Origin of the sequence: Nocardia ignorata NBRC 108230, assembly GCF_001612905.1 — a bacterium.
Taxonomy (GTDB): Bacteria; Actinomycetota; Actinomycetes; order Mycobacteriales; family Mycobacteriaceae; genus Nocardia; species Nocardia ignorata.
In genome coordinates, this window is the sequence record NZ_BDBI01000007.1 from 37487 (window position 1) to 64251 (window position 26765).

The following is a 26765-nucleotide window of genomic DNA, read 5'->3' on the forward strand; positions in this document are numbered from 1 at the left end:
GGCGTGGCGGGGCACAATCGGACCCATGGCGTTGCAGTCCCGCGATGCGCAGGAGCGCAAACGGCACGGCAGGCACTACACCCCGCCGGAGCTGGCGCGGTTTCTGGCGCGCCGGGCGCTGCTGTACGCCCCGTGCGGCGCCGAGTTGCGGGTGCTCGACCCGGCCTGTGGGGACGGGGAGCTGCTGCTCGCGGTGCATCGGGAGATGGTGTCGTGCGCACCGGGTGTCGCGGTCCGGCTCACCGGGTACGACCTGGACCGCGCCGCCGTCGGTGAAACGGTGGCGCGGGCTGCGGCCGAGGAAGTCGAGATCCACTGCCGAGTAGGGGATTTCCTGGCGAAGGCGCCGCGTCTGGCGAAAGGCTCCTTCGATCTGATCATCAGCAACCCGCCGTATGTGCGCACGCAGCAGCTCGGCGGGGCCACTGCGCAATTGCTCAGCCGAAAGTTCGGGCTCCGTGGGCGTATCGATCTCACCCATCCCTTCGTTGCCCTGGCGCCGCGTCTTCTCGCGCCGGGTGGAGTGCTCGGATTGCTCTGTGCCAACAGGTTTCTCACGACCCGCGCGGGTGCCAACCTGCGCCGCATCCTCACCGCCGACCTGACCCCGGTCGAGCTCTACGACCTCGGCGATACCAAACTGTTCTCCGCCGCCGTCCTCCCCGCGATCACCATCGCCACCAGATCAGCCGCGAGCGTCGCGCATGCCCGCGCGCTTCCCGGCGACGACACGATCCCGGCCGGTGACGGTGCGAGCGGTGTAGGCGCCGACAACGCGCATCAGAACCGCGGAACGCGCGCGTATGCCGCAGCTTCCGCCTCGGCGTCCGGCACTGCGGCGGGCGGTGCTGCGGCGGCCGCGATCGTGCCCACCGATTCGCTGTCCGCCTACGGATTCTCGAAGCGAAGCGATCCGGCGAACGTTGCCGAGAGCTCCGTCGGTTGCCGGTACGTCTCCGTCTATGAGCGAACTGGCGACGAAACAGGCTGCGGTACAGAGCTGTTCGACGCGCTGGCCGGGGAGACCGACTGCCTGGTCGGGGCTGGGGGACGCGTATTCGCGGTTGAAGTGGGGACGTTGGCATCGCAGGGGCGTGAAGCGGCGAACGGGCCGGCGGTCGGCCGGGTGATCAGTGATCACGAACGGCCGCACGGCGAGACGGTCTGGCGGATGTCGCGTCCGGCTGTCGACCGTTGGCTCGACAAGATCGCCGACCGAACCTGGCACACCTTCGGCGAGACCGCGCGGATCCGGGTGGGTATCAAGACGACCGCCGATCGGGTGTTCATCTCCGACCACTGGGACGACCTCGATCCCACGCCCGAGCGAGAACTGCTGCAGCCCTTGATTACTCACCACGACCTCGAGCGGTGGCAGATCAAGAAGGATCGTGGCACCAGAGTGCTCTACCCCTATGACCTGCGGCAAACACGGCGCACCCCCGTCGATCTGGCCGAATTTCCGTGCGCAGCAGAGTATCTGCGCACCCATGAGAAAGCTCTGTCCGGTCGACGCTATGTTCTCGACGGCGGCCGCAAGTGGTACGAGATCTGGGTGCCGCAACGACCGCACCTGTGGGGTGCGCCCAAACTCGTCTTCCCCGATATCAGCGAACGGCCCCGCTTCGCCCTCGACCGTTCCGGTGCCGTGGTGAACGGCGACTGCTACTGGATCTCGCTCACCGACCTCGACGCAGGCAAGTCCGCGACCGACCTGGCGTATCTCCTGATGGGCGTGGCGAATTCGGCGCTGGGCCTGCGCTTCTACGACGCGGTCTGCGGCAACCGTCTGTATTCGGGCAGGCGGCGCTGGATCACCCAGTACGTCGCCCGGCTGCCCCTGCCCGACCCGTGCGGTCCGGCCGCCGTCGAGATCGTGCGTCGCGTGCGTGGTCTCCTGGAAGACGGCGTCGCGGTGCCCGACGCCGCCGTCGACGAAGCCGTCGCCGAGGCGTTCGGGGTGTCCGCTCAGTAGGACGGCCGCACGCCGACCATCGGCAGCAGCGTGCGGCGCGCGAACTCCCGCCCGGCCTCTGCGTCGTCGAGCGGGATCAGCCCGTCGGGTGTCAGCGCCAGCGAGAGGGCGAGCCGGGCCATGATCTCGGCGACCAGGTCGGGGTCGAAGTCGGGGGAGCCCGCCTGCACCTCACGCAGCTTGTCGGCGAGATATTCACGTCCCACCGCCAGGATGGGCCCGGCGTCGGTGGTGAGTTTGGGCAGGATCATCTCCGGCTCGGTGCCGAGCAACCGCCGCAGCAGTTCGTTGCCCGCGATGGTCGTGACGAAGGCGACGAAGATCTCGACCAGCCGGTCCTCGGGTTCGGTGACCGCGCGGACCCGCTCGTCGATCTCGCCGACATAGCGCTGCGCCTCACGCACGCCCACCGCTTCGACCAGGTCGTTCTTGGATTCGAAGCGTCGGTACAGGGTGGCCGGGCTGATGCCGGCGCGGCGCGCGATCTCGCCCATGCTTGTCCGTTTGATCCCGAAATCCAGAAACGCCGACAGCGCGCTGTCGAGCAGTTTCTCCCCGTCGGTGACGGGTTTTTCCAGGATCCGCGCGAGGATGGTCGAGACAGTGGGCATCAGCCCATTATCCCCGTGGTGGGAGATCCAGCGCGACCATCTCCTGCTCGATCGCGTTTGCCGCGAAATGCACACCCCGGGAACGTAATTCGTGAACACGGCACTGGAGTGCCTCGATACCGCCTGGTTGTGCCGCGATATCGGCCACGCTGAGCCTGCCCCCGGATCGGTGCACACCTACCTGCGCGTATGCCACCGTGATACCTCCTGCCCCGCGTATCGGTGCCGACCCTGAAGACTCGGTGGACCGGTCGCGATACGCAGGGCAAATGTTATCAGGTTTCCCTACTGGTCATTTGCTCAGTGTGATGCGTCACAACACTTCGGCGTCCCGATGAGTAGCGAGATTGTGTAGGTACACAGCGGCGTTGAGCTTGATGCCGTCCTGCTGTGCCTCGGTGAGCTCGCGACGCACCTTGCCCGGCACCCCGGCAACCAGCGAGCCGGGCGGAATCTGGGCGCCCTCGGGGATGAGCGCGTTGGCCGCGATCAGGGTGCCCGCCCCGATCACCGCGCCGTTGAGCACGGTGGCGCCCATGCCGACGAGCACGTCGTCGCCGATGGTGCACCCGTGCAGAATCGCGTTGTGCCCCACCGATACGCCGGAACCGACGGTGAGCGGGAAGCCGGGGTCGGCGTGCAGCACGCACCCGTCCTGGATGTTGGTGCGGGCGCCGACGGTGATCTGTTCGAGGTCACCGCGCAGGACCGCCGAGTACCAGACGCCGACCTCGGCGCCCAGGCGCACCCGTCCGATCACGGTCGCGTTCGGCGCGATCCATGCTGACTCGTCGATCTCGGGCGCGAACCCGCTCACCTTGATGATCATGCGGCGATTATCGCGCTGGGCTCCGGCGTCTGGCGCGGTGGGCCGCCGCCCGGTGGTCGCAGCGCCTGTGAGGTGGGGATCCGGACACGCGACGGATTCGACTGCGGCCCGCCGAAACAGGATCTAGTCTGGGTGAATGACGGCAACGGGCGTAACTTCCGGTGTTCCGGCCGAGGTAAAACCGCAAGAATTCCGGGTCGCGCTGACTCCGGCCGGTGCCGCGGAGCTCGCCGCCCACGGGCACGAGGTGCTCGTGCAGGCGGGTGCTGGTGTCGGCTCGGGCTTCGCCGACGACGACTACCGGGCCGCCGGTGCGCGGATCGCGGTCGACGCCCACCAGGTGTGGGCCGAGTCCGATCTGGTGTTGAAGGTGAAAGAACCCATCGCGCAGGAGTATTCGCTGATGCGGCGCGAGCAGGTGCTTTTCACGTATCTGCATCTGGCCGCGTCGAAGGACTGTACCGACGCGATCCTTTCGTCGGGGATCACCGCCATCGCCTATGAGACGGTCCGGGCGGCCGACGGTTCGTTGCCGTTGCTCGCGCCGATGAGCGAGGTGGCGGGCAAGCTCAGCGCCCAGGTCGGTGCCTATCACCTGATGGCGCCGATGGGCGGGGAAGGCGTGCTGCTCGGCGGCGTGCCCGGGGTTCGGCCCGCCGACGTGGTGGTGCTCGGCGGTGGCGTGGCGGGCACCAACGCGGCGAGCGTCGCGGTGGGGATGGGTGCGCGGGTGAGCGTGCTCGATACGAATCTGGCCCGGTTGCGGGAACTCGACGCCCGGTTCGCCGGGCGGGTCGGTACCCTGGCCTCGCACGCCCTCGAGATCGAGAAGGCCGTGCTCGCCGCCGATCTGGTGATCGGGTCGGTGCTCGTGCCCGGGGCGAAGGCGCCGAAGCTGGTGTCCGACGAGCTGGTCGCGCGGATGCGGCCGGGTTCGGTACTCGTCGACATCGCCGTCGACCAGGGCGGTTGCTTCGAGTCGACCCGTCCGACGACGCACGCGAATCCCACCTTCCCCGTGGGTAATTCGCTGTTCTACTGTGTCGCGAACATGCCCGGCGCGGTCCCGCACACCTCCACCGTGGCGCTCACGAACGCCACCCTGCCCTACGCGCTGGCCATCGCCGACAACGGCTGGCGTGGGGCGTGCACCGCTGATCCCGGGTTGTCGGCCGGGCTCACCGCGGTCGACGGAAAGCTGCTGTCGGCGGAAGTGGCCGCAGCGCACGGGTATTCGCTCGGGGTCTAGGCCTCCGCGAAGGTTCCCTCGGCGATGACGGAGTCCGCCAGGAGCGGGCGGGTGATCGACCAGCGCTCCGTGAAATGACTGCGTGATATCTTCCAGCGGTCGTCCTCGATCACGTAGTCGTCGTCGTAGTCGCCCGTCGAGACGAACTCGGTGTTGTCGATCAGATTGACCTGGCGAAACCGCAGGGTCCACCGGCCTGTCGCGGTGCGTTCCCCGGTGAGGGTGATGTCGGGGTGGATGCCGTGGTGCATGTCGAGGACGACGTGTTTGCCGTCGACCTTGTGCAACGCGATGCGGGTGAAGATTTCGACCAGCGGTCCTGCGTCGTGGAAGGTGCCGATTCGGCCGTAGTCCAGGTCGGCGCCGGACCGGATGAAGCAGTCCCGCATCGTCTTCGGGTCCTTGTTGTCACAGGCTCGCCAGTACCGGTGCTTGAGTTGTTTGATCGCTTCGATCTTTTCGAGGGTGTCGATGCGTTGTGCGAGATCCATCGGTTGCCTGCCCGGGTGTGGAGGTGATGAGCGAATGTCGGGTTTGCGAGGTCAGTCGACGACCGCGTCGGAGAACACCGGAGGGTTACCGAGGAATGGCCGGTGCGAAGGCGGGTGCTGGCCCCGGGTGTCCTCGACGCCGAGTTCCCGCGCGATCTCGGCGCCGATGAGCACCTGGCCGGTACGGTCCATCAACTTGGGATCACGCGCGAGGGCATCGATGACACGACCGGTGAATTCCGGCGATTCGGCGGTCGCGGCAAGTCCGTCATAGGCGCCCGGATTCGCGGCGAACGCGGCGAGCGTGCGCTCGGTCGCGAGCAGACCCATCCAGATCGAGACGACCGCCACGTTCCACGGACGGAAGTCGACGGCCATGTCGTGCGCCATTTTGTCCACCGCCGCCTTGCCCGCACCGTATGCGGGCCCGTGCATATAGCAGGTGCCGCCGAACGACGATGTGTTCACGACCAACCCCGCGCCATCGGCCACCAGCAGCGGTGCGGCGTAGTAGGTGGCGACGTAGCTCGAGCGCATACCCACATCCAGCAGGTCGAGCAAGGTGAGCGGCTTGTCCCAGAACGGCCCCTTCTCGGTCAGGCCGTCGGGTACCGCGAGCGCGTTGTTGACCAGGATGTCGAGCCGTCCGTGCTCGTCGCGAAGACGTGCGAAGAAGGACTCGAACTGGGCATCGTCGCGATGGTCGAGCACGACGGGCACGCCGTGGCCGCCGCGGCGGGTGATCTCCTCGGCGGTCGCGAACACTGTGCCCGGGAGTGGGGAATCGCCTTCGTTCCGCGTTCGCCCGGTGACGTAGACCGTCGCCCCGGTTTCCCCCAGCGCGAGCGCGATGCCTTTGCCCGCACCGCGACTCGCGCCGGTCACCACCACGATTCGTTCCGAACCCACCATCGACTCCCTACCCTGTCCGACAGGTCACACCGTGCGACACGTTCCACTACTGAACCGGACCGGCCGGAGGGGTCACAGAGATCTTCCCGGTAGCCGGGAAGGTAATGGCTCGGCTTGTCACATCTACCGCTAGTCCTCGGCGCGGCCCATGTACCAGTCGGGTGCGCCCTCGGTCGGCAGGTCGCGCAGCTTGTCGGGGTTGCGGACCACATTGATGGCGACGATGCGCCCGTCGTCGACGACGAACGAGAAGACACCGATGTGGGTGCCGTCGAACACCACCAGCCCCGGTGCGCCGTTGACCAGCACCGCACGGCCCCAGGCATCGGTCGCCGACGGTGCGTGGTACCAGCCGAGCAGCATCTTGGCGATGAGTTCGGCGCCGCGCACCGGCTGGCGGATCGCGGGCACCTTGCCGCCACCGTCGGCGGTGAGCACCACCTTCTCGTCCAGCACGCCGAGCAACGAACTCAGGTCGCCCGAGCGCCAGGCCAGGGCGAACGCCGAAACCACCTTCTCCTGTTCGGCGGGCGACGCCGGGAATCGCGGCGTGCCGCTCTCCACGTGCTTACGGGCACGCGAGGCCAGCTGACGCACCGCGGCCGGGGTGCGCCCGACCACCTCGGCGACCTCAGGACCCGACATCCCGAACACGTCCTGGAGCACGAAGGCCGTGCGTTCGGCGGGGGAGAGGGATTCGAGCACGACCAGCAGTGCGGTGGTGACCCGTTCGTCCTGGGTGATGCGGTCGGCTGGATCGTCCATGGTGCTGACCTCCGGTTCCGGCAACCACTCGCCGACGTACTGTTCGCGCCGAGCCCGCGCGGACCCGAGCTGGTCGAGGGCGAGCCTGCCCGTCACGGTGGTGAGCCAGGCGCGCAGATTGTCGATCTCGTCCGCCTTGCCCGCCTCGTGCTGCCGCTGCAGCCGCAGCCACGCCTCCTGCACCACGTCCTCGGCGTCGGCCAAGCTGCCGAGGGTGCTGTAGGCGAGCCTGCGCAGGTAGGCGCGGTGCTCCTCGAAGCGTCGCGCCAGTTCCGCGCGGTCGAGGTTCGCGGTGTCGGTCATCGTGCCAGCCGTTCGGTCGAGAGCGGGCGGGTCGCCCAGGATGCTGTCATGGAGACGACGAAGCAGACGCATCCGGTGTGACATCGTTGCCCCACCGGTTAACCTCGCCCCGTGCACAAGGGGATTTCGACCGCCGCGGGACTGCTGCTCGGTTTCGCACTCGACCGGGTACTCGCCGACCCACGCCGCTGGCATCCGGTAGCCGGATTCGGCACGGCGGCAGCGGCATTGGAGCAGCGAACCTACGCCGACACCCACCGCGCCGGAATCCTGCACGAAACCGTGGCGGTCGGCTCGGTCCTCGCGTTCGCTGCCGTAGCCGCGCGCGGTGGCCTCCTCGCGACAACCCTCGCCACCTGGACCGTTCTGGGCGGCCGCAGCCTGGCCCGGGCCGGCCGCGACATGGCCGACCGGCTCGACGCAGGCGATATCGACGCCGCCCGCGAACTGCTGCCCTCACTGTGCGGACGCGACCCCTCGGTCCTCGACGCCGACGGATTGGCCCGCGCCGCACTCGAATCCATCGCCGAGAACACCTCCGACGCCACCGTCGCACCGCTGCTGTGGGGTGCTGTGGCCGGAGTGCCCGGGTTGCTCGGATATCGAGCGGTGAACACGCTCGACGCGATGGTCGGCTACCGCAACGAGCGCTACCTGCGTTTCGGCTGGGCAGCCGCCCGCACCGACGATGCGGCGAATCTCGTCCCCGCGCGGGTGACCGGACTGCTCACAGTGGTGCTGGCGCCGCTCGTCGGCGGAACCCCCGGCCAGGCCTGGCAAGCCTGGCGCCAGGACGCGCGCAAACACCCGAGCCCCAACGCCGGTGTTGTCGAGGCATCGATGGCAGGCGCACTCGGGGTCCGACTCGGCGGCCGCACCCAGTACCGCTACGGAGCGGAACTACGCCCGACACTGGGGACCGGGCGCGCCCCCGAAACCGAAGATCTCCGCAGAGCCGTCCGTATGTCGGAAGCAGTACAGATCGGAGCCGTAGCAGTCAGCGCCGCGCTGGCATTGCTGCGTAGGTGAATGGACGGGCGACAACGCGGCCACCCAGCGGACTCCACCGATCAGCGACCGCGGCCGTACCGATCTGCGAGACGCGCTTCCGTAGTGCTCTCCTCAGAAGTCGAAGCAGGCTGATCGGACACCTCGGACCCGACTTCTCCACGCTCACGACGGCGAGCCCGCATTTCGGCGAACACGAAATACCCGAGCCCGAGCGGAGCCATCACACCGAAGGCCAGCCATTGAAGGCCGTAGGAGAGGTAGGGACCCGCATCCAGTTGGGGGAGGGGAACAGGCGTGAACGCCCCCGGCTGCCCCTCGGCAAGCTGAAGATAACCGCCCTTGTCGGTACCGGTGGGAATCGGCGTCAGCGGGATACCGAGAACCGTGGATTCCTGAGTCGTATCGACCGTGTACACCTGCCGGAACCCGTCCTGCGTGCTCGGCACCTTATCGGGAACGACCCCTTCGGAAGCCCGCACTCGCGCCTCGATCCGCTGCGCCCCGCCCGGCGGCTCGGCAATCGCAGGCGGCCGCGTCCCGTCGACAGCCGCGATCAGACCACGGTCGACGAGCAGAGTACGACCGTCATCGAGCCGGAACGCGGCGAGAACCGCGTATCCCGGCGCACCGTCGAGGTGGCGCAACCGGACGAGCACCGTCGAATCCGGCAGGAAGGTGCCAGTGGCGATCACCTTCCGCCACTCGGTATGAGTACCGGGATCACCGGCGAGGATGTCGGTAACAGCCACCGGATCGGCCTGCACCGAATCGGCGATCAGCTGATTGCGGTGCTCGGTGCTGCTGTTCTTGTTCAGCTGCCAAGGCGCGAGGATCGTGAAACACAGGTAGGCGAACGCGACGACGACGAGCGCCAGAATCAGCCAGCTCGGGCGCAGCAGAAAGGTGAGTTTGCGCATCAGCGTCGCGCGGCGGCCGGGTCGCGGGCCTCGAGCTCGGCCCACACCCAGTCGAGCAGGCCGGGGACAGCGGCCTCGATCTGGTCGCGGACCAGGTCGAAGTCGGTCTGGTCGCCGTAGTACGGGTCGGGCACGTCGACACCGTCGGCGGCGGGGTCGAAGCTGCGCAGCAGCCTGCGCTGTTCGGTGGGGACGCCTCGGTGGGCGAGTTCCCGGTCGTGGCTGGTGTCGAGCACCACGATCAGGTCGGCGTCGCGATGCTCGTCGCCGAAGGCGGCGGCGATGTGTTCGGCGGCGTAACCGGCGCGGCGCAGGGTGGCGGCGGTACGCGGGTCGGCGGGGTCACCGACATGCCACGATCCGGTGCCCGCGCTGCTCACCCGCACCCGGTTCGCCAGACCGGCACGGTACAGATGCGCTTCGAACATCTTCGCCGCCATCGGCGACCGGCAGATGTTCCCTGTGCAGACGAAGGTCACGTGCAGCTCTCCCACGGCACCCATTGTCGCCGGTAGGGCCTCAGCGGCGCCACGTAGGGTGTTCAGTTGTGTTCGAGGACTCGGTCGACCCCGCGATGCTGCGCCACCACGGCGACGTGGAAGCGCGCCCGGGCATGCTCGATTTCGCGGTGAACGTCCAGGGCACGGCCCCACCCGCCTGGCTGCGCGCCCGCCTCACCGCCCGCCTCACCGACCTCGGCCGCTACCCCGACGCAGCCGAGGAACTCGCCGCCCGCACGGCCGTCGCCGCCCGCCACGGCCGCGCTCCCGACGAAGTCCTGCTGCTGGCAGGCGCCGCCGAAGGCTTCGCGATGCTGCCCCGCCTGCGCCCCCGCCTCGCCGCCGTCATCCACCCGTCCTTCACCGAACCGGAACTGGCGTTGCGTGAGGCAGGCGTCCCGGTGACCCGCGTCGTCCTCGAACGCCCGTACACCCTCGACCCCACCCGGGTACCGGAAGAAGCCGACCTGGTCGTCCTCGGCAACCCCACCAACCCCACCTCGATCCTGCACCCCGCCGAAACCATCCAGGCGCTACGCCGCCCGGGCCGCCTCGTCGTCGTAGACGAAGCCTTCGCCGACGCGGTCGCCTACCTCCGAGCGTCGGCGGGTTCGTCGACTGCGCGACCCGAGGCCGGTGGCGCCGCGACCCAGCGTGTAGAGGTCGGTGGCGCTGCGGCCCACCGTGTGGATGCCGGTGGCGCTGCGCCCCCGAGTGCGGATGTCGACGCTGTTCCCGGTGCGGTACGTCCGAAGGGTATCGGTGGCGAACTCGAGTCGCTGGCCGGGCTGAGCGCACCGGACGTCTTGGTGCTGCGCAGTCTCACCAAGACGTGGGCGTTGGCCGGTCTGCGCTGCGGATACGTACTCGGTGCTCCCGAGGTGCTGGCCCGGTTGACCCAGGGTCGCCCGCACTGGCCGCTCGGCACCCTGCAGCTCGAGGCGATCCGCGCCACCGCCGAACCCGCCGCCGTCGCCGAATCCCAGCACCTCGCCCAGCGCATCGCCGCCGACCGCGACGCCATGATCGACCGTCTCACCGCGCTCGGCATCGACGTGCACACCCCGGCCACCGGCCCGTTCCTGCTCCTGCGCGTCACGGACGGCGCCCTGGTCCGCAAGCATCTCGCCGACCGTGGCATCGCCGTCCGCCGCGCCGACACCTTCCCGGGTCTCGGCCCCGACCATTTGCGCGTCGCAGTGCGCGGCCGCGCCGAGGTGGATCAGCTGATCGACGGGTTGCGGGCCGCGCTGTGGTGATGTCGATTCCTCGCGGGGCCATATGCGATCAAGGCGAACGAGTGTCGAACCTGCCCACGACGGCGCAGGTCTCAGCGGAGCGAAGGAGGCGGCGGTGACCGACCTGGCCGAACTGATCGGGGTGCTCGACGCGGCGTACCCACCGAGACTGGCCGAATCGTGGGATTCGGTTGGTCTGGTGTGTGGTGATCCGGCGCAAGAGGTTTCGAAGGTGCTGTTCGCCGTGGACGCCACCGCTGCCGTCGTCGACGAGGCGATCGCTTGGGGCGCACAGGCTTTGGTCGTGCATCACCCGCTGCTGTTGCGCGGCGTCGACACCGTGGCGGCGAGTACACCGAAAGGCGCCCTGCTGCACCGGCTGATCCGCTCGGACTGCGCGCTGTTCTCCGCGCACACCAACGCAGATTCCGCCGACCCCGGCGTCTCCGACGCGCTCGCCGCCGCAGTCGGCCTCACCGTCACGGGCCCGCTCGACCCCAAACCGGTTGCCCCGATGGACAAGTGGGTCATTCAGGTGCCGCAGACGCACACCGCCGCCTTGATGTCGGCACTGTTCGCGGCCGGTGCGGGCGCGATCGGCGACTACCGCGAGGCGGCCTGGTACACCGCAGGCACCGGCCAGTTCCTGCCGGTCGACGGCGCGAACCCGGCCATCGGCGCGGTCGGAACCGTCGAGACCGTCACCGAGGACGCGGTCGAGGTGGTCGCGGCGCCGTCCGCGCGCACCGCCGTCCTTGCGGCTCTGCGCGCTGCCCACCCCTACGAGGAACCGGCCTACCACGTCACCGAACGCGCACCCCTGCCGTCGTCCCTCGGCATCGGCCGCATCGGTGAACTCGCCGAACCCGAGACACTGCGCGAGTTCACCGCCCGCGTGGGCAACGGCCTACCGCGCACCGTCTGGGGCGTGCGAGCCGCGGGCGACCCGGACCGGACGATCAAGCGGGTGGCCGTCTGCGGCGGTGCCGGCGACTCCTACCTCGGCGCCGCCATCCGCGCGGGCGTCGACGCCTACCTCACCTCCGACCTGCGCCACCACCCCGTCGACGAACACCTCCGCCGAGGCGGCCCCGCCCTCATCGACGCCGCCCACTGGGCCACCGAATTCCCATGGTGCGCCCAGGCCGAATCCGTCGTCACGCGCGCGCTGCCCGCCCTCACCACCCGCGTGTCGACCCTCCGCACGGATCCGTGGACGGTCACCGGCTGAGTCACCGCACCCGCTTCCCCCACGCGGCCACGAAATTCGGGTGCGCCCGCACGGTCAGCCGGGCTCCCGTCCGGCGCCAGCTCAGCCTCTAGGTATCGCTCGTCCTCCACGAAACCGCCGGTGCCGCGAACAACGCGAGCGGAAGGATCACCAGCGCGGAGATGACACAGGTCAGGAACGCGAACGCCGACGCGTGGATCGTCATCCACGCGATGCCGATCATCAGCGGGGTCAGGGCAAGACCGAAGTAGATGACGTTCGGTTCCGTTCGGTCGCGGATCCGGGTCATGGCGTGTTCGCCTCGTGCGGCGCGGTACGGTTGATCGATCCATCCGTCCACCGTGTTCAGGAGTTCGTGCCCGTTGAATGTCGAACCGTCGGTCCAGTCCAAGCTGTTGCAGCTCGCCGCTGTCGATGCCGAGCTGACGCGGATCGCGCACCGGCGCACCGCGCTGCCCGAGCAGCAGGAGGTCGCGCGGCTGGCGGCCGAACGCAACGGCTACAAGGACGCCGCGGTCGCGGTCGAGATCGGCATCGACGACCTGGATCGTGACATCCGCAAACTCGAGGGTGAGGTCGAGGCGGTGCGCAAGCGCGAGGACCGCGACCGCGCCATGCTCACCTCGGGCTCCGTCGCCGCCAAACAGCTCTCCGAACTCCAGCACGAACTGGGCAGCCTGGAACGCCGTCGCGCCGTCCTCGAGGACGAACTGCTGACCGTGATGGAGCAGCGTGAGGCGATGGCCGCCGACCACGACCACGCCGGTGCCCGGCTCAGCAAGGCCGATCAGGATCTGGCCGACGCCGAACGCCTGCGCGACGAGGCGATGGCCGACCTGGAGGTCGCGCAGCAACGGTGCGAGAACGACCGCGCCGCCCTGATCGGCCTGTTCCCCGAGGAACTGCTCGCCGTCTACGACAAGCAGCGCGCCGCCCACGGTGTCGGTGCCGCCCTGCTGCAGGCCCGCCGCTGCGGTGCGTGCCGTATCGAGATCGACCGCGGTGAGATGCAGCGCATCGCCAAGGCCGCACCCGACGCGGTGGTCCGCTGCCCCGAATGCGGCGCGATCATGGTGCGCACCAAGGAATCCGGACTGTGAGCGCTGGGCCGGTTGGTGTGCGTGAGGTGATCGTCGAAGCCGACGGCGGCTCACGCGGCAATCCCGGCCCGGCCGGCTACGGCGCGGTGGTCTTCGCCGACGATCACGTGCGCGTGCTGGCCGAACGCAAGGAATACGTCGGCGTCACCACCAACAATGTGGCCGAATACCGTGGGCTGATCGCGGGTCTGGAAGCCGCGACCGAACTCGGTGCGCGGGTCGTGACGGTGCGCATGGACTCCAAGCTCGTCGTCGAACAGATGTCGGGCCGCTGGAAGATCAAGCACGCCTCCATGATTCCGCTCGCCGAACAGGCACGTCGGCTGGTCGCCGGTTTCGACCGGGTGAGTTTCACCTGGATCCCGCGCGCCGAGAACTCCCACGCCGACCGGCTGGCGAACGAGGCGATGGACGACGGCGCCCTCGTCGGCACCGTCCGCGAGTCTCTCGCCGCGGGCTACACGCCGGGAGATCAGGTCGCCCTCGGCGCGGCGGATGATCGAGCCGCAGGCGAGGTGGAGCCGAGCGTCGTCGCCGGCGACGAAGCGTCGACTACTTCGGGCGCAACCGTCACCCCGGCCGGCGACAAGGCCGCTGTCGCGCCGACGGGCGAGCAGGTGGCTGTCACGCCGACAGGCGAGCAGATCGTCGTCGGTGGCGTGGGCAAGACGGAATCGCCTGCCGCCCAAAAAGTTTCCACCTATTCCCCGGGCTGGACCGGCGCCAGCGGCCGCCCCACCCGCCTGCTCTTGTTGCGCCACGGTCAAACCGAGCTGTCGGTGCAGCGCCGCTACTCCGGCCGCGGCAACCCGGCCCTCACCGATCTGGGTCGCGAACAGGCCGATCGCTCCGCGAAAATGCTTGCCGCCAAAGGTGATATCGCCGCCGTCGTGAGCTCACCGTTGCAGCGGGCCCGGTCCACCGCCGAGGCCGCCGCCACCGCACTCGATGTGCCCCTGCGCATTCTCGACGGCCTCATCGAAACCGATTTCGGCCAGTGGGAAGGACTCACCTTCGCCGAAGCGGCACAGCGCGATCCGGCGCTGCACGCCGACTGGCTGGGCGACCCGTCGATCCCCGCGCCCGGTGGTGAGAGCTTCGTCCAGGTGCGCGAACGGATCGAGGGTGTGCGCCGCGACCTGGTGGCGCTGTATCCCGGCGAGAACGTCGTCGTGGTCAGTCATGTCACCCCCATCAAGACCTTGCTGCAGCTGGCGCTCGGGGTCGGCCCGTCGCTGCTCTACCGGTTGCACCTGGACCTGGCGTCGCTGTGTATCGCCGAGTTCTATCCCGACGGTGGCGCTTCGGTGCGCCTGGTCAACGACACTTCCTATCTCTGAGGTGGCCCCGTGTCACCCGGGCGCGGTACGGTCGCCCGGGTTCGCGATGCGCGTCACGTCGACGCATAGCCGGTCGCGGCCGTGGAGAAAGGTACTTGATGAAGTTTCTACGGATGGCGGCGTTCGCGGCGGCCATCGCGGGGGCGCTCACCACGTCTGCCGGTGTAGGCAGCGTGTCGGCTGATCCGAGCGTGGTGCTCGGTGCCGGTTCGGGCATCGTCTTCGACAACAACTCCGGCTGCTCGCTCACGGCCATCGGCCACGACAACGCGGGCCGACTGGTCGGTCTCACCGCCGGGCACTGCGCGTCGACCGGTGCCAAGGTCGGCGCGGAGCAGGCGCTGCACGCCGGCGTGATCGGTACCGTCGCCTTCTCCGACGACGGTGACTACCTGGACTTCGCTGTGCTGCAACTGGATGCGTCCAAGGTGGTGCCCACGCGCACGATCGGCCAGACCACCGTGGCAGGCCTGGGCCCCGCGCCTGCGCCGGGCTCCACCGTGTGCTCCGACGGGCGCACCAGCGGCCGCAGCTGCGGTGTGGTGTGGGGTGAGCTCGAGGGCAACTCGATCAACCAGTACTGCTCGCAGCCGGGCGATTCCGGTGGCCCGGTCGTTGTCGGTGACCGGCTCGTCGGCATGAACCAGGGCAGGCTCACCGGCCTCGGCCCCGTGGACTTCGACGTGCCGTGCACCAACGGCGCCAACCCTATCCACTCGCCCGCCTACTTCCAGCCGATCGAGGTGATCCTCGACGTGGTGAACCGCGCGGGTGGGGTCGGCGCTGGCTTCCAGCCGATCTGATCTCCGCACGAAACAGCTAGGGGCGCAGCATCATCGCGATGCTGCGCCCTGTTTCATGACGGCGGCGGTGAAGTCGTCGAGCGGGTAGAAGAACTCGACGGCCAGCTCCGACAGGGTCACGTCGGCCGGTGCGCCGAAGGTGGCCATGGTGGAGAACATCGACAGCGTGCCCGCCGGGCTGGTGATGCGGATCGGCACCTGGAACGGGCCCGTCGGTTCGGGTCTGCCCGGCGAATCCCGCGGCGCCGCATAGCCGTTCACCTCGTCGTAGAGCGCGCGCAGTCGTGCGTCGCCGGTCGACTCGGCCTGACGCAGCAGACGTTCGAGGAACAGTTCCCTGACCTGGTGCAGGTTCTCCAAGCGCCCGGCGAGACCGTCGGGGTGCAGCACCAGGCGGTAGACATTGGGCCGGGGGAGCAGCAGGTGCTCGGGCACTCCGCTCATCAGCAGTGGCATGGCCGCATTGCCCGCCACCACATCCCACCACCGGTCGACGACCACCGCCGGATACGGTTCGTGCGCGCGCAGCATGGTGTCGATCGCGGTTCGCGCGGCCGCGAGTTCGGCGTCATCGAGCCGCGACTCCCGGTAGGCGGGGGCGAACCCGGCCGCCAGCAACAACGTATTCCGTTCCCGCAGCGGTACTTCCAGCGCCTCGCACAACCGGAGCACCATCGCCCGGCTCGGCTGCGATCGCCCCGTCTCCACGTACGACAGGTGCCGCGCCGAAGTATCGGCCACCAATGCCAGATCGAGCTGACTCAGCTTGCGCCGCTGCCGCCACTCCCGCACCAGCGAACCGATCCGCGCCTCCATCACCACCCGACCCTATCCACCACGCCGGCAGCGGCACCATGACCTGTGCGGTCATTGCGGCGATGACCACGATCACCGCACCTACGCCATCCTGTTCGGCGTGCAGACGGCTGCCCGCGTGATCAGGGGCGCAGGATCGACACCAGGAAGTCGGTCTGGTCGCGCACGACCTGTTCGAAGACGTCGTCGAAGTACACGTCGAAGTGGCCGACCGGGTATTCCTTGACGACCGCGTGTTTGGTGCGGGCGGCGGCCTTGCGGGTGGGGCCGGACGGTGCGACGGAATCGTTCTCGGCGATCGTGTACAGCACCGGGACCTTCAGCGACTTGGCGCGTCGGCCGGGGGCGTCGAACAGGGTGGAGAAAGCCACGCGCGCACCGACTTTGGGATCGTAGGTCGGGCTCTCCTCGGCGAGCCTGCCGAAGCCTTCGGGCACATCGGAGGCACTCATCAGGGCGGCGGCGCGTTTGCGGCCTGCCAGGCGGATGCGAATCGGCTTGCGGCGCAACGGGCCGAACAGCAGATCGGTCATGGCGACGGTCGCCACCTTGGTCAGGCTGATCGGTCCCTTGGCCCGCGCCGACGCCCAGCCACTGGTGAACGGCACCTGGGCGACCACGGCCGCCAGATAGTCGTCGTCGGGAGCGACGGAGAGCACGTGCCCGCCACCGAAGGATGTGCCCCACAACGCGATCCGGGTGGCGTCGAAGCCGCGGATGCTGCGCGCGTAGGCGATCGCGGCCTTCCAGTCCTGACGCTGCCTGGCGATATTGAGCACCTGGCGGGGCGCACCCTCACTGGCGCCGAAATGCCGATAGTCGAAGGCCAGCACCCCCATTCCCGCCGCGACGAACCGTCGCGCATACCGATCCAACCCCATCTCGCGGGTCGCCCCCAGCCCGTGTCCCATGATCACCAGCGGACGCGGCCTCGGCGCACCATCGGGGAGGTAGAGCCATGCGGCGCATTGCTGGTCACCCGATGGGAAACTGACGTCGACACGTTCCATGACTGATAACCGTACCGAGTACCATGGCAGAGCGGACGAGTCGGTCGGGCGACCGCGGTGACGGGAACGGGCACATCGGTGTCGCCGCCCGCCACCGAGGAAAGTCCGGACTCCACAGAGCAGGGCGGTTGTTAACGGCAACCCGGGGTGACCCGCGGGACAGTGCCACAGAAAACAAACCGCCGCACGCCCAACGTGCGGTAAGGGTGAAACGGTGCGGTAAGAGCGCACCAGCGCCCCGGGTGACCGGGGCGGCTAGGTAAACCCCGCCCGGAGCAAGGTCGAAGGCCGCACCGGCGACGGTGCGGCTGCGCAGGTGTTCGAGGGCTGCTCGCCCGAGCCTGCGGGTGGACCGCTCGAGGCACCCGGCGACGGTGTGTCCAGATGGATGGTCGCCCCCCGGCGCGAGCCGGGGACAGGATCCGGCTTACAGGCCGGCTCGCCCGCCCAGGAAACGACGAAGGCGGCGTTCCCGCACGGGACCGCCGCCTCGTCTGTCCTGGGGACTCAGCACATCAGCTTGGCCATGTCGTAGACCGCGCGCGCTTCCTGCTCCGTGGCCGAGACGGAGCCGTTGGTCGAGCTCTCGACGATGCCGGCGATGGTGTCGGCCTCGGACTTGCCCGCCTTGATGTCGGAGCATGTCTGGTTGAGCACCCCGCTCACCGCTAGGTCGTCACGGCCTGCGGCCAGCTTCGGGAAAGCGTTGCGATAGCTCACCACGAACATGCCGGCCTTGCCGGGATCGACCTGAACGGCCGGGGTGGTGGTTGCGGGGGCTGCGGCGGTGGACGAGTCCTCGCCGCAACCGGTCAGAAGCAGGGCGAAGACGGCGGTGGCTGCCGCGAGGGCGGCGGTAGTTCTACTCACGCAGCGGGATGCTAGCGGCCCAGGAAACAAGCCGCCTCCCGTCAGGTTAACGGGAGGCGACAGGTCGACGTGCTCTGCGGTGAGTCAGGCCGGGTTGATCATCAGCACCTGGGCCCAGTAGGTGGCCTGGTCAGGCCCGAGGATCGGCAACAGGTAATCGTAAATCAGCGACGACATACGCTCGGAACTCCCATTTATCGACGTGGGTGCAACACTTTCCGGCTTGTGCCGGATGTGCCGCCGCCACAGTAACAATTCGTGCGAGACGCGCGACGGGGCGGTGAATATGCGCGGGAACTCGTCGGGAACGTGAGCGAGGTCATAGAGTGTTGCCCGTCGGCAGGGCCCGTTGTGCGGGCTCAACACATCGATCGCGGAAGCAGGTCACATTTCCATGCGGGTAGTTCGTTCCATTGTCGCCGGTGCATTGATCGCCGGAGCCGCCGCGGTGCTCACCTCGATGGGTGCCGGTTCGGCGGGTGCGGTCGCGGTGACCCCGCTGCCCGGCGGGGTCCAGGTCGACCTGAGCCCGGCCGATACCGCCTGGGTGCACCAGAACAAGTTCGGCCGGACCGTCGCCGGTCTGCCGCATCCGTCGGCGGCCTCGTTCGGTCAGGCGCTCGACGCGGCGGCCGCCGTGTCGTCGTCGGTGCCGGGTGGCCGGGTCACCTTCACCGTGTACGGCCCGTTCGATCAGCTCAACGGCACCATGCTGGCACTGCAGTAGAACTCGCTACGCTGCCAGGATGGAACTCCATCAACGGATCGTCTCGGCGCCGGTCGATTTCGGCGCCGTCCGTTCCGAATTCGGACTGGCCTCGGACTATCCGGCCGAGGCTGTCTCCGAGGCCCGCGACGCGGTCGACGCGTTCGCGGGCACCCGGGTGGATCGCACCGACCTCGAGCTGGTGACCATCGACCCTCCCAGCGCCATGGATCTGGACCAGGCGCTGCACCTCGAACGCACCGCGACCGGTTTCACCCTGCACTACGCCATCGCCGATCTCGGCGCGGTGATCGTGCCCGGCGGTGCCCTTGCCCGCGAATCCGAATCACGCGGCCAGACCTTCTATCTTCCCGACAGCACCGTGCCGCTGCATCCGCCCGTGCTGTCGGAGGGGACCGCGAGCCTGCTGCCCGGTGTCGACCGGCCCGTCGCGCTGTGGACCATCGAACTCGACAACGACGCCGCGCCCCTTCGCTTTTCGGTCGAGCGCGCCCTGGTGCGCTCCCGTGAACGCTTCGACTATCAGCAGGTCCAGGCCGCCGCCGACGCCGGGACGTTGCACCCCTCGCTGGCCGCGCTGCCCGAATTCGGGCGGCTGCGGATCGAGGCAGGTCTCGAGCGTGGCGCGATCTCGCTGCGCCTGCCTGCCCAGGACGTGGTGCGCCACGGCGACAACTGGCGACTCGACCTGGAACCGCGTACCGCCGCCGACGACTGGAACGAGCAGGTCTCCCTGCTCACCGGCATGTGCGCGGCACGAATCCTGCTCGACCACAGGGGAAGCCGGGTCGGTTTGCTGCGCACGATGCCGCCGCCGCCCGACACCGCCGTCGCCTCGCTGCGTCGCACCGCCGCCGCCCTCGACATCGCCTGGCCCGGCGACCTGCCGGTCGGCCGCATGCTGGCAGCACTCGACCCCAACACTCCGGCCGGGCTGGTCCTGATGTCGGAGGCGACCACCTTGCTGCGCGGCGCCGGCTACACCCTGCTCGCCGACCTCGACGACCCCACTCCCGACCAGCTGACGCACAGCGCCATCGGCGCCCCCTACGCCCACGTCACCGCCCCGCTGCGCCGCCTGGCCGACCGCTTCACCACCGAGATCTGCCTGGCGCACTGCGCGGGCACCGAGGTACCGCAGTGGGTGCTCGACGGCCTGGCGCCCGCCGCGGAAACCCTGCGCCGCACCGATTCGCTCGCCAACAAGGTCGACCGCGCGTGCGTCGACCTCACCGAGGCCACCATCCTCGGCCCCCGCGTGGGCACCGACTTCGCCGCCCTGGTCCTGCGCGAGGCCAACGGTTCCCGCGACGCGGAGATCTTCGTCGCCGAACCCCCGATCCTGGCGCGCTGCGCGGGCAAGCCACCGGAAGGCGAACGGGTCTCCGTGCGCCTGCGCACCGCCGATCCCGCGACGAGAACCATCGAATTCGCCTATTCCGCCGATGGGAACGGCGAACCCGCCGGCATCGAGTGAGCCCCAGCGCGCGTCGAGGTCGACGCGCTGCCGGCGTTTTCGAACCCGCTGCGACCGACGGGGCATCGATCCTACACGGCGGCAAAGCCTTTCGGTCGACACTCAGTTCGGCATGCCGTGGCCGGTGTCGTGAGTGACAGCCGGGTTCGCCAGTGGTCAGTCGGTCGAGATGAACGCCGCGGCAGCGGGATAACCCGCGATGGCCCGGCCCGCCGCGGCTTCCTCGGTGTCGGCGAGTAGTTCGTAGACGGTGGCGTCGGTGGAATCGCCTGCGGCGGCGAGGATGGCCTCGCGGGATTCCACGGCGTCGCGGTGGTCGCCCAGGGCCGATTGCAGGCGTTTGGCGCGAGCGCCCAGGTCGGTGGCGTCGGCGCCGAGAACCTCGCCCGCCGCCTCGCAGGAATAGCGTAAACGCTTGGCGCCCTTGCGGATGTCGTGCAGCAGTTCCACCCGGTCGGCGGGGGTGGCGGTCGGCTCGGCGAAGACCAGTTTGCGCAGGCGTTTGCGGTCGCGGCCGAGCACGCGCGCGAACACGTCGTCCGCGTCGTCGCCGGCGAGGGAATCGTCGAGCGGGGGATCGGTGCGCCAGGTGGTGAGCACCTCGCGCAGGGCCGCGTACCGCTTACCGTCGAGAGCGGTGAGGATCTCCTCATGGGCCTGGGCGTAGGCGTCGTCGGCGGCGCCGACGAGGCGGCGGGTGATCTCTGCGGGCACCTCGCCGAACCCGTCGAGCAGCTTCGCGAACCGCTCACCCCGAACCTCCGCGTCGCGGGCGACCCCGAGCAGTTCCGCGAGCCACTTCAGCTCCGTCACCGTCTCGGCGGCGGCGTCGCTGTCGAAAAGCTTGCGGTAGGAACGCAATACGCTGCGCAACCGGCGGGTGGCCACCCGCATCTGGTGCACGGAGTCCTCGGCGTCGGCGCGGACATCGGGTTCGGCGGCGAGCAGCCGGTCGATGTCCTCGCGCAGTGCCGCGACGACGGCGGGTCCGGCTTCGATCGCCATGGGTCAGTCTCGCTTCCCGAACAGGTCGGTCGCCTCGACCAGGTGGTGGGTGATGCCGGGCTCGTGCGCGGTGTGCGCGGCGTCCTCGACGATGTGCAGGGTGGAGCCCGGCCAGGCGTTGTGCAGTTCCCAGGCACTCACCGCGGGGCACACCACGTCGTGGCGGCCCTGCACGATCACTCCGGGGATGTCGGCGATCCGATGGATGTCACGCAGCAACTGTCCCTCGTCGAGGAATCCGCCGTGCCGGAAATAGTGGTTTTCGATGCGGGCGAAGGCGAGAGCGAAGCGTGGCTCACCGGTCTCGGCTACCCGATCCGGGTGCGGCAGTAGCGAACTCGTGGCGCCTTCCCACGTCGACCAGGCGACGGCGGCGCCGAGCGCGATCTCCGGATCCGGCGAATGCAGCAGCCGGTGATACACCTCGACGAGGTCGTCCCCGCGCTCCTCGGGCGGCACCGGTGCCAGGAACTTCGCCCATTCGGCGGGGTAGATGTTGCCCGCCGCGCCGTTGTAGTACCAGTCGATCTCCTTGCGCCGCAACAGGAAGATGCCGCGCAACACCAGCTCGGTGACTCGCTCCGGATGCGCCTGGGCATAGGCGAGACCGAGGGTCGAACCCCACGACCCGCCGAACACCTGCCAGCGTTCGACACCGAGGTGCTCGCGCAGTGCCTCCATGTCGGCGATCAGGTGCGGTGTGGTGTTGAACTCGAGTCTCGCCCCATCGGCGATGTGCGGCAACGACTTTCCGCACCCGCGCTGATCGAACAACACGATCCGGTACACCGCCGGATCGAAGAACCGGCGTTGCAGCGGACCGGTGCCGCCGCCGGGTCCGCCGTGCACGAACACCACCGGCTTGCCGTCGGGGTTGCCGCTGACCTCCCAGTACACCGACTGGCCGTCGCCGACATCGAGAAGACCTTTGTCGAACGGTTCGATCTCGGGGTACAGGGTGCGCATCAGAACGCCAATCCCGCGGCGAGGTTCGGCAGGTCGAGCGCGGTGAGCGTCTCGGTGCGCACATCGGGGCAGGCCTCGGTCGTCACCCGGTCGATCATCGCTTTGTCGGCCAGCACGTGCCCGTTGATGCCGCCGTTGCGCAGCGCCCACTCGTGCACCATCGTGTTCAGTGCGAGCCGGCCGAGCGTCGGGCCCTGCACCCGGAAGTTCGACAGCTCCGGGCGGATCATGTCGCACAACTGGTTCGCCGAGGAGTCGCTGATCTCCAGCGTGGTGCTCGGCGTCGCCGTCTCGGTGGTGGTGGCACCGGCGGTCGTGGTCGTGGCGGACCCACTGGGCGTGACTTCCGCACCGCCACAGGCTGCCAGGGTCACGGCGGCGAGGACACCGGTGACAACGAGCCTGGGACTGGTCTTCCATCGGCGATGCATGCGTAAGGTACCTCTTCGAGTCGGCTGTTTCGACTCCGAGTCTGCCATCTCGCCGTCCGCCGCGCCGCTGCCCGACCCCGTCGGGTGACGGGGCCGATGCGTGCGGATCAGAAGCTGTGTTCGGGTCCCGGGAAGGTGCCCTGACGGACCTCGTCGGCGTAGGCCGCTGCGGCGGAACGCAATTCGTCGCCCACATTGCCGAACCGCTTCACGAACCTGGCGGTCTTGCCGCTGGTGTAGCCCGCCATGTCCTGCCACACCAGTACCTGGGCATCACAATCGGCGCCCGCGCCGATTCCGACGGTCGGGATGGTCAGCTTGCGGGTGACCTGCCCGGCCAGCTCGGCGGGCACCATCTCCATCACCACGGAGAAGGCACCCGCCTCCTGCACGGCGATGGCGTCGGCGACGAGCTGTTCGGCACCGTCGCCGCGGCCCTGCACCCGGAAACCGCCGAGCGTGTTCACGCTCTGCGGGGTGAAACCGATGTGGGCCATCACGGGAATGCCCGCGGCGGTGATGAGCGCGATCTGCTCGGCGACCCGCTCACCGCCCTCCAGCTTCACCGCGTGCGCGCCGCCCTCCTTCATGAAGCGGGTGGCGGTGGCCAGCGCCTGCTGGGGCGAGGACTCGTAGGTGCCGAACGGCAGGTCGGCGACCACCAAGGCGTTCGGCGCACCGCGCACCACGCCACGGACCAGCGGGATCAGCTCGTCCACGGTGATCGGCACGGTGGTGTCGTAGCCGTACACGACGTTGGCGGCGGAATCGCCGACCAGCAGGACAGGGATGCCCGCCTCTTCGAACAGGCGGGCCGAGGAGTAGTCGTAGGCGGTCAGCATCGACCAGCGCTCACCCTCGGCCTTCATCTGCTGCAGATGCTGGACGCGGGTCTTGCGGCGAGGCTTGGGGGTGGTAGCGGGAGCGGCACCGTAGGCAGGGCTCTGCTCATCGGATACGGACATCATCGTCCCTACTTTCGTCTGGTTCCTCGAGGCCCGTAGCGGGTCCCCGGGTTTTTCTGACGCATCCAGTGTGCCACCTCGCCGCGAACCGTTTTAAGGGCGTGGCCGGTGGGATCGGTCACACCCGCGCTTCGGTTACCGTGATGACGAGCCCGTTCGGGTGCGTCGTGTTGCGCCGCCCGGCGCGGAAAGGTTGGCCAACTGTGCAGCGAAGCAGGCTCGTCGTTGTTCTCGGCGCGATCTGCGCGCTGGTCGCCACCGGATGCGGAACCGGCAGCGACAGCGCCACCCCGCCCACTCCGCTGCCGCCGTCGCCCCCCGGGCTGAACAATTTCTACGAACAGCGCATCGATTGGGGTTCCTGTGAGGAGTTCGGCAGCCCGGAGGAACGGTTGCCGCCGAGCACCCAGTGCGCGCGCGTCACCGTGCCGATCGATTACGCCCGGCCCGACGGTCCGACCGCCCAGATCGCGTTGTCGCGAATCCCGGCCAGGGGAGACAAGATCGGGTCGCTGCTGATGAACCCGGGCGGGCCAGGCGTCTCCGGGCTGTCGATGGTCACCGTCGGGCACCGCACCGAGCTGGCCGAACGATTCGATCGGATCGGTTTCGATCCGCGCGGCGTCGGCTCCTCGCTGCCCGCGATCGTCTGCCTGACCCCGCCCGAAGCCGATGCCGAACGCGCCGAACCGCCCACCGACAACACCCCGTCCGGCATCGCCGAGGCCGAGGCCGAGAACCGCGAATACGCGGGCCGTTGCGCCGAGCGGTCGGGCCTCGACCTGCTCGGCCATGTCGGCACCCGTGAGGTCGTCCAGGACATGGACGTGCTGCGCTCCGCCCTCGGTGACGCGAAACTGACCTACCTCGGCTACTCCTACGGCACCCGTCTCGGTGCCGCCTACGCCGAGAAGTACCCGCAGAACGTGCGCGCGATGGTCCTCGACGGCGCCGTCGACTCCTCCCAGGAGCCGGTGCAGGAATCGCTGCGCCAGGCGGCGGGCTTCCAAGGCGTGTTCGACGCCTACGCCGCCGACTGCGCGAACAGCGCCGACTGCCCGCTCGGCACCGACCGGGCAGGCGCCGTCGCCCGCTTCCGGCAACTCGTCGACCCGCTGCAAGCCGCCCCGGCCCGCACCGAGGATCCGCGCGGCCTGAGTTACAACGACGCCATCACCGGCGTCCAGCAGGCCCTCTACAGCGACGAGATGTGGCCCCTGCTCACCCGCGGCCTCACCGAGCTGCAGGGCGGCACGGGGGACACCCTGCTGCAACTGGCCGACCTCTACGACGGCCGCCGGGCCGACGGCACCTACGCCAACACCCAGGATGCGTTCAACGCCATCCGCTGCGTCGACGACCCACGCATCACCGACCCAGCCGTCGTGGCCCGTCAGGACGCCGAATACCGCAGGGCGGCACCATTTCTCGACGACGGCAAGGGTACCGGCGCCGCACCGCTGGAACTGTGCGCGTCCTGGCCGGTGCCGAACACGAGCGAACCGCACCGGATATCGGCGCCCGGCGTAGCCAAGATCGTCGTCGTCTCCACCACCGAGGACCCGGCCACCCCGTATCAGGCCGGTGTCGACCTGGCCGAGCAGCTCGGCGCCGCGCTCGTCACCTTCCGGGGCAACCGGCACACCGCCGCCCTCGTCGCCGGTGACCAATGCCTCGACGACGCCGTCACTGCCTACCTCACCGAACTCGCCACGCCCGCGCCCGGACTCACCTGCGGCGGGTGAGACCGCGCACACCGCCCGGTCACGCCAGGTGAGAAGTGCGGACGATGTGACGTGATAGCAAACGAGTCGGCGTATGTAACACGGATTTAACGCCGGGTGCCTACGCTCGCCGTATGGATCGCCAGAAGGAATTCGTGCTGCGGACGCTCGAAGAGCGGGACATCCGCTTCGTACGTCTCTGGTTCACCGATGTGCTGGGCTACCTCAAGTCCGTCGCCATCGCCCCCGCCGAGCTCGAAGGCGCCTTCGAGGAGGGCATCGGCTTCGACGGCTCGGCCATCGAAGGCTTCGCGCGCGTGTCCGAGGCGGACATGGTCGCCCGGCCCGATCCGTCGACCTTCCAGGTGCTGCCCTGGGCCAGCTCCAAGGGCCACCAGCATTCGGCGCGCATGTTCTGCGACATCACCATGCCCGACGGTTCGCCGTCGTGGGCCGACCCGCGCCACGTGCTGCGCCGTCAGCTGAACAAGGCCGCCGATGTGGGCTTCAGCTGCTACGTGCACCCCGAGATCGAGTTCTTCCTATTGGAGAACCAGCTCAAGGACGGCTACCAGCCGATGCCCGCCGACAACGGCGGCTTCTTCGACCAGGCCGTGCACGACTCGGCCCCCAACTTCCGCCGCCACGCCATCGACGCGCTCGAGTCGATGGGCATCTCGGTGGAGTTCAGCCACCACGAGGGCGCGCCCGGCCAGCAGGAAATCGACCTACGCTACGCCGACGCGCTATCGATGGCCGACAACGTGATGACCTTCCGCTACCTCATCAAGGAGGTGGCGATCGACGAGGGTGTGCGCGCGACGTTCATGCCCAAGCCGTTCTCCCAGTACCCCGGTTCGGCCATGCACACCCACATGAGCCTGTTCGAGGGCGAGTCCAACGCCTTCGCCGACCCGGACGACCCGAACAACCTGTCGAGCACCGCTCGCTCGTTCATCGCGGGCATCCTCGAGCACGCCCCGGAGATCAGTGCGATCACCAACCAGTGGGTCAACTCCTACAAGCGCCTCATCCACGGCGGCGAGGCCCCCACGGCCGCGTCGTGGGGCCGGTCCAACCGCTCGGCGCTGGTCCGCGTGCCGATGTACACACCGAACAAGTCCTCGTCGCGGCGCGTCGAGATCCGCAGCCCAGATTCGGCCTGCAACCCCTATCTCACCTTCGCGGTGCTGCTCGCGGCCGGTCTGCGCGGCATCGAGAAGGGCTACAACCTGCCGCCCGAGGCCGAGGACGACGTGTGGTCGCTGACCGACGCCGAGCGCCGCGCGATGGGCTTCCGCTCGCTGCCGGGCACCCTCGACGAGGCACTGCAGGCGATGGAGCGCTCGGAGTTGGTCGCCGAGACCCTCGGCGAGCACGTCTTCGACTTCTTCCTGCGCAACAAGCGCCGCGAATGGGCCGACTACCGCAGCCAGGTCACCCCCTGGGAGCTCAAGGAATACCTCAGCCTGTGACATGGCGGCTGGCGCCGCGGGTTC

Annotated in this window: 27 protein-coding genes and 1 other RNA gene; 13 read left to right on the plus strand and 15 right to left on the minus strand. The window is 69.0% G+C overall.

Annotated features, from left to right (window positions below):
- Positions 1-25: 25 nt before the first annotated feature.
- Entirely contained in the window at positions 26-1975 is a 1950-nt protein-coding gene (locus NI2_RS06195) for an N-6 DNA methylase family protein (protein WP_067487258.1), read from the plus strand.
- Here NI2_RS06195 and NI2_RS06200 read toward each other — a convergent pair.
- The gene (locus tag NI2_RS06200; RefSeq protein ID WP_067487261.1) at positions 1969-2586 is read right to left on the minus strand and encodes a TetR/AcrR family transcriptional regulator; all 618 of its coding nucleotides are present in this window, start codon (positions 2584-2586) and stop codon (positions 1969-1971) included. The genes NI2_RS06195 and NI2_RS06200 overlap by 7 nt on opposite strands.
- Before the next feature lie 313 nt (positions 2587-2899).
- On the minus strand, positions 2900-3415 hold the full coding sequence (locus tag NI2_RS06210; protein ID WP_067487266.1) for a gamma carbonic anhydrase family protein: 516 nt from the start codon (positions 3413-3415) through the stop codon (positions 2900-2902).
- 136 nt (positions 3416-3551) lie between these two features.
- Between NI2_RS06210 and ald the strand changes: the two genes are divergently transcribed.
- The gene (ald, locus tag NI2_RS06215; protein WP_067487268.1) at positions 3552-4664 is read left to right on the plus strand and encodes an alanine dehydrogenase; all 1113 of its coding nucleotides are present in this window, start codon (positions 3552-3554) and stop codon (positions 4662-4664) included.
- Here the strand turns inward: ald and NI2_RS06220 are convergent.
- The 3 genes from NI2_RS06220 to sigJ all read right to left on the minus strand — a co-directional run bounded on the left by NI2_RS06220 (position 4661) and on the right by sigJ (position 7135).
- On the minus strand, positions 4661-5155 hold the full coding sequence (locus NI2_RS06220; RefSeq protein WP_067487270.1) for a nuclear transport factor 2 family protein: 495 nt from the start codon (positions 5153-5155) through the stop codon (positions 4661-4663). The genes ald and NI2_RS06220 overlap by 4 nt on opposite strands.
- 51 nt (positions 5156-5206) lie before the next feature.
- The gene (locus NI2_RS06225) at positions 5207-6067 is read right to left on the minus strand and encodes an SDR family NAD(P)-dependent oxidoreductase (protein ID WP_067487272.1); all 861 of its coding nucleotides are present in this window, start codon (positions 6065-6067) and stop codon (positions 5207-5209) included.
- Between the two features lie 129 nt (positions 6068-6196).
- Positions 6197-7135 carry an RNA polymerase sigma factor SigJ gene (gene sigJ, locus NI2_RS06230; RefSeq protein ID WP_067487275.1) on the minus strand — a complete coding sequence of 313 codons (939 nt, stop codon included), beginning with the start codon at positions 7133-7135 and terminating at the stop codon, positions 6197-6199.
- A 111-nt stretch (positions 7136-7246) separates the two neighbouring features.
- Between sigJ and NI2_RS06235 the strand changes: the two genes are divergently transcribed.
- On the plus strand, positions 7247-8164 hold the full coding sequence (locus NI2_RS06235) for a cobalamin biosynthesis protein (RefSeq protein ID WP_067487278.1): 918 nt from the start codon (positions 7247-7249) through the stop codon (positions 8162-8164).
- Positions 8165-8205: 41 nt separating this feature from the next.
- Here the strand turns inward: NI2_RS06235 and NI2_RS06240 are convergent, their stop codons facing one another.
- Together NI2_RS06240 and NI2_RS06245 are read right to left on the minus strand one after the other, a co-directional pair.
- Entirely contained in the window at positions 8206-9063 is an 858-nt protein-coding gene (locus NI2_RS06240; RefSeq protein ID WP_067487281.1) for an SURF1 family cytochrome oxidase biogenesis protein, read from the minus strand.
- Positions 9063-9566, minus strand: a complete 504-nt coding sequence (locus tag NI2_RS06245) for a low molecular weight protein-tyrosine-phosphatase (RefSeq protein ID WP_067487285.1) — start codon at positions 9564-9566, stop codon at positions 9063-9065. The genes NI2_RS06240 and NI2_RS06245 overlap by 1 nt, the downstream gene beginning before the upstream one ends.
- Before the next feature lie 71 nt (positions 9567-9637).
- Here NI2_RS06245 and NI2_RS06250 point away from each other — a divergent pair, with 71 nt between their 5' ends.
- Both NI2_RS06250 and NI2_RS06255 read left to right on the plus strand, forming a co-directional pair.
- Positions 9638-10822 carry a pyridoxal phosphate-dependent aminotransferase gene (locus tag NI2_RS06250; protein ID WP_067487427.1) on the plus strand — a complete coding sequence of 395 codons (1185 nt, stop codon included), beginning with the start codon at positions 9638-9640 and terminating at the stop codon, positions 10820-10822.
- Between the two features lie 94 nt (positions 10823-10916).
- Positions 10917-12032 (plus strand): Nif3-like dinuclear metal center hexameric protein, encoded by a 1116-nt coding sequence (locus NI2_RS06255; protein ID WP_067487429.1) that lies wholly within the window; start codon positions 10917-10919, stop codon positions 12030-12032.
- A gap of 88 nt (positions 12033-12120) precedes the next feature.
- On the opposite strand, the gene NI2_RS06260 is transcribed toward NI2_RS06255, so the two are convergent.
- Complete coding sequence (locus NI2_RS06260) at positions 12121-12321, minus strand: hypothetical protein (RefSeq protein ID WP_133734048.1); 201 nt, start codon at positions 12319-12321, stop codon at positions 12121-12123.
- A 73-nt stretch (positions 12322-12394) separates the two neighbouring features.
- Between NI2_RS06260 and NI2_RS06265 the strand changes: the two genes are divergently transcribed.
- The 3 genes from NI2_RS06265 (at position 12395) to NI2_RS06275 (ending at position 15275) form a co-directional block, all read left to right on the plus strand.
- Positions 12395-13132: a zinc ribbon domain-containing protein gene (locus tag NI2_RS06265; protein WP_067487292.1), complete on the plus strand. Its 738-nt coding sequence runs from the start codon at positions 12395-12397 to the stop codon at positions 13130-13132.
- A 17-nt stretch (positions 13133-13149) separates the two neighbouring features.
- On the plus strand, positions 13150-14472 hold the full coding sequence (locus tag NI2_RS06270; RefSeq protein ID WP_133734064.1) for a bifunctional RNase H/acid phosphatase: 1323 nt from the start codon (positions 13150-13152) through the stop codon (positions 14470-14472).
- 98 nt (positions 14473-14570) lie between these two features.
- Complete coding sequence (locus NI2_RS06275) at positions 14571-15275, plus strand: S1 family peptidase (protein WP_243749924.1); 705 nt, start codon at positions 14571-14573, stop codon at positions 15273-15275.
- A gap of 30 nt (positions 15276-15305) precedes the next feature.
- On the opposite strand, the gene NI2_RS06280 is transcribed toward NI2_RS06275, so the two are convergent.
- On the minus strand, positions 15306-16091 hold the full coding sequence (locus tag NI2_RS06280; protein ID WP_067487301.1) for a helix-turn-helix transcriptional regulator: 786 nt from the start codon (positions 16089-16091) through the stop codon (positions 15306-15308).
- A gap of 122 nt (positions 16092-16213) precedes the next feature.
- The gene (locus tag NI2_RS06285) at positions 16214-17101 is read right to left on the minus strand and encodes an alpha/beta hydrolase (RefSeq protein WP_067487303.1); all 888 of its coding nucleotides are present in this window, start codon (positions 17099-17101) and stop codon (positions 16214-16216) included.
- Between the two features lie 36 nt (positions 17102-17137).
- Between NI2_RS06285 and rnpB the strand changes: the two genes are divergently transcribed.
- Positions 17138-17547: RNase P RNA component class A (rnpB, locus tag NI2_RS06290), an RNA gene on the plus strand.
- A gap of 61 nt (positions 17548-17608) precedes the next feature.
- Here the strand turns inward: rnpB and NI2_RS06295 are convergent.
- Complete coding sequence (locus NI2_RS06295; RefSeq protein ID WP_067487305.1) at positions 17609-17971, minus strand: hypothetical protein; 363 nt, start codon at positions 17969-17971, stop codon at positions 17609-17611.
- 394 nt (positions 17972-18365) lie between these two features.
- Between NI2_RS06295 and NI2_RS06300 the strand changes: the two genes are divergently transcribed.
- Entirely contained in the window at positions 18366-18698 is a 333-nt protein-coding gene (locus NI2_RS06300; protein WP_067487308.1) for a hypothetical protein, read from the plus strand.
- 19 nt (positions 18699-18717) lie between these two features.
- Positions 18718-20175 carry an RNB domain-containing ribonuclease gene (locus tag NI2_RS06305; protein WP_067487311.1) on the plus strand — a complete coding sequence of 486 codons (1458 nt, stop codon included), beginning with the start codon at positions 18718-18720 and terminating at the stop codon, positions 20173-20175.
- A gap of 156 nt (positions 20176-20331) precedes the next feature.
- Here NI2_RS06305 and NI2_RS06310 read toward each other — a convergent pair whose 3' ends face one another.
- From NI2_RS06310 to panB, 4 genes are all read right to left on the minus strand, one after another.
- The gene (locus tag NI2_RS06310) at positions 20332-21180 is read right to left on the minus strand and encodes a CHAD domain-containing protein (RefSeq protein ID WP_067487318.1); all 849 of its coding nucleotides are present in this window, start codon (positions 21178-21180) and stop codon (positions 20332-20334) included.
- A 3-nt stretch (positions 21181-21183) separates the two neighbouring features.
- Positions 21184-22146 carry a prolyl aminopeptidase gene (gene pip / locus NI2_RS06315; RefSeq protein WP_067487320.1) on the minus strand — a complete coding sequence of 321 codons (963 nt, stop codon included), beginning with the start codon at positions 22144-22146 and terminating at the stop codon, positions 21184-21186.
- A complete protein-coding gene (locus NI2_RS06320; protein WP_067487322.1) occupies positions 22146-22577 on the minus strand; it encodes a hypothetical protein in 432 nt (143 codons plus the stop codon). Before NI2_RS06320 ends, pip begins: the two co-directional genes overlap by 1 nt.
- A gap of 107 nt (positions 22578-22684) precedes the next feature.
- Positions 22685-23542: a 3-methyl-2-oxobutanoate hydroxymethyltransferase gene (gene panB / locus NI2_RS06325; protein WP_067487431.1), complete on the minus strand. Its 858-nt coding sequence runs from the start codon at positions 23540-23542 to the stop codon at positions 22685-22687.
- 203 nt (positions 23543-23745) lie between these two features.
- On the opposite strand from panB, the gene NI2_RS06330 reads away from it, so the two are divergent.
- Together NI2_RS06330 and glnA are read left to right on the plus strand one after the other, a co-directional pair.
- Positions 23746-25287, plus strand: coding sequence for an alpha/beta hydrolase (locus tag NI2_RS06330; protein ID WP_067487433.1), 1542 nt, complete (start codon positions 23746-23748; stop codon positions 25285-25287).
- A 113-nt stretch (positions 25288-25400) separates the two neighbouring features.
- The gene (gene glnA / locus NI2_RS06335) at positions 25401-26741 is read left to right on the plus strand and encodes a type I glutamate--ammonia ligase (protein WP_067487327.1); all 1341 of its coding nucleotides are present in this window, start codon (positions 25401-25403) and stop codon (positions 26739-26741) included.
- The last annotated feature ends 24 nt before the right edge of the window (positions 26742-26765 follow it).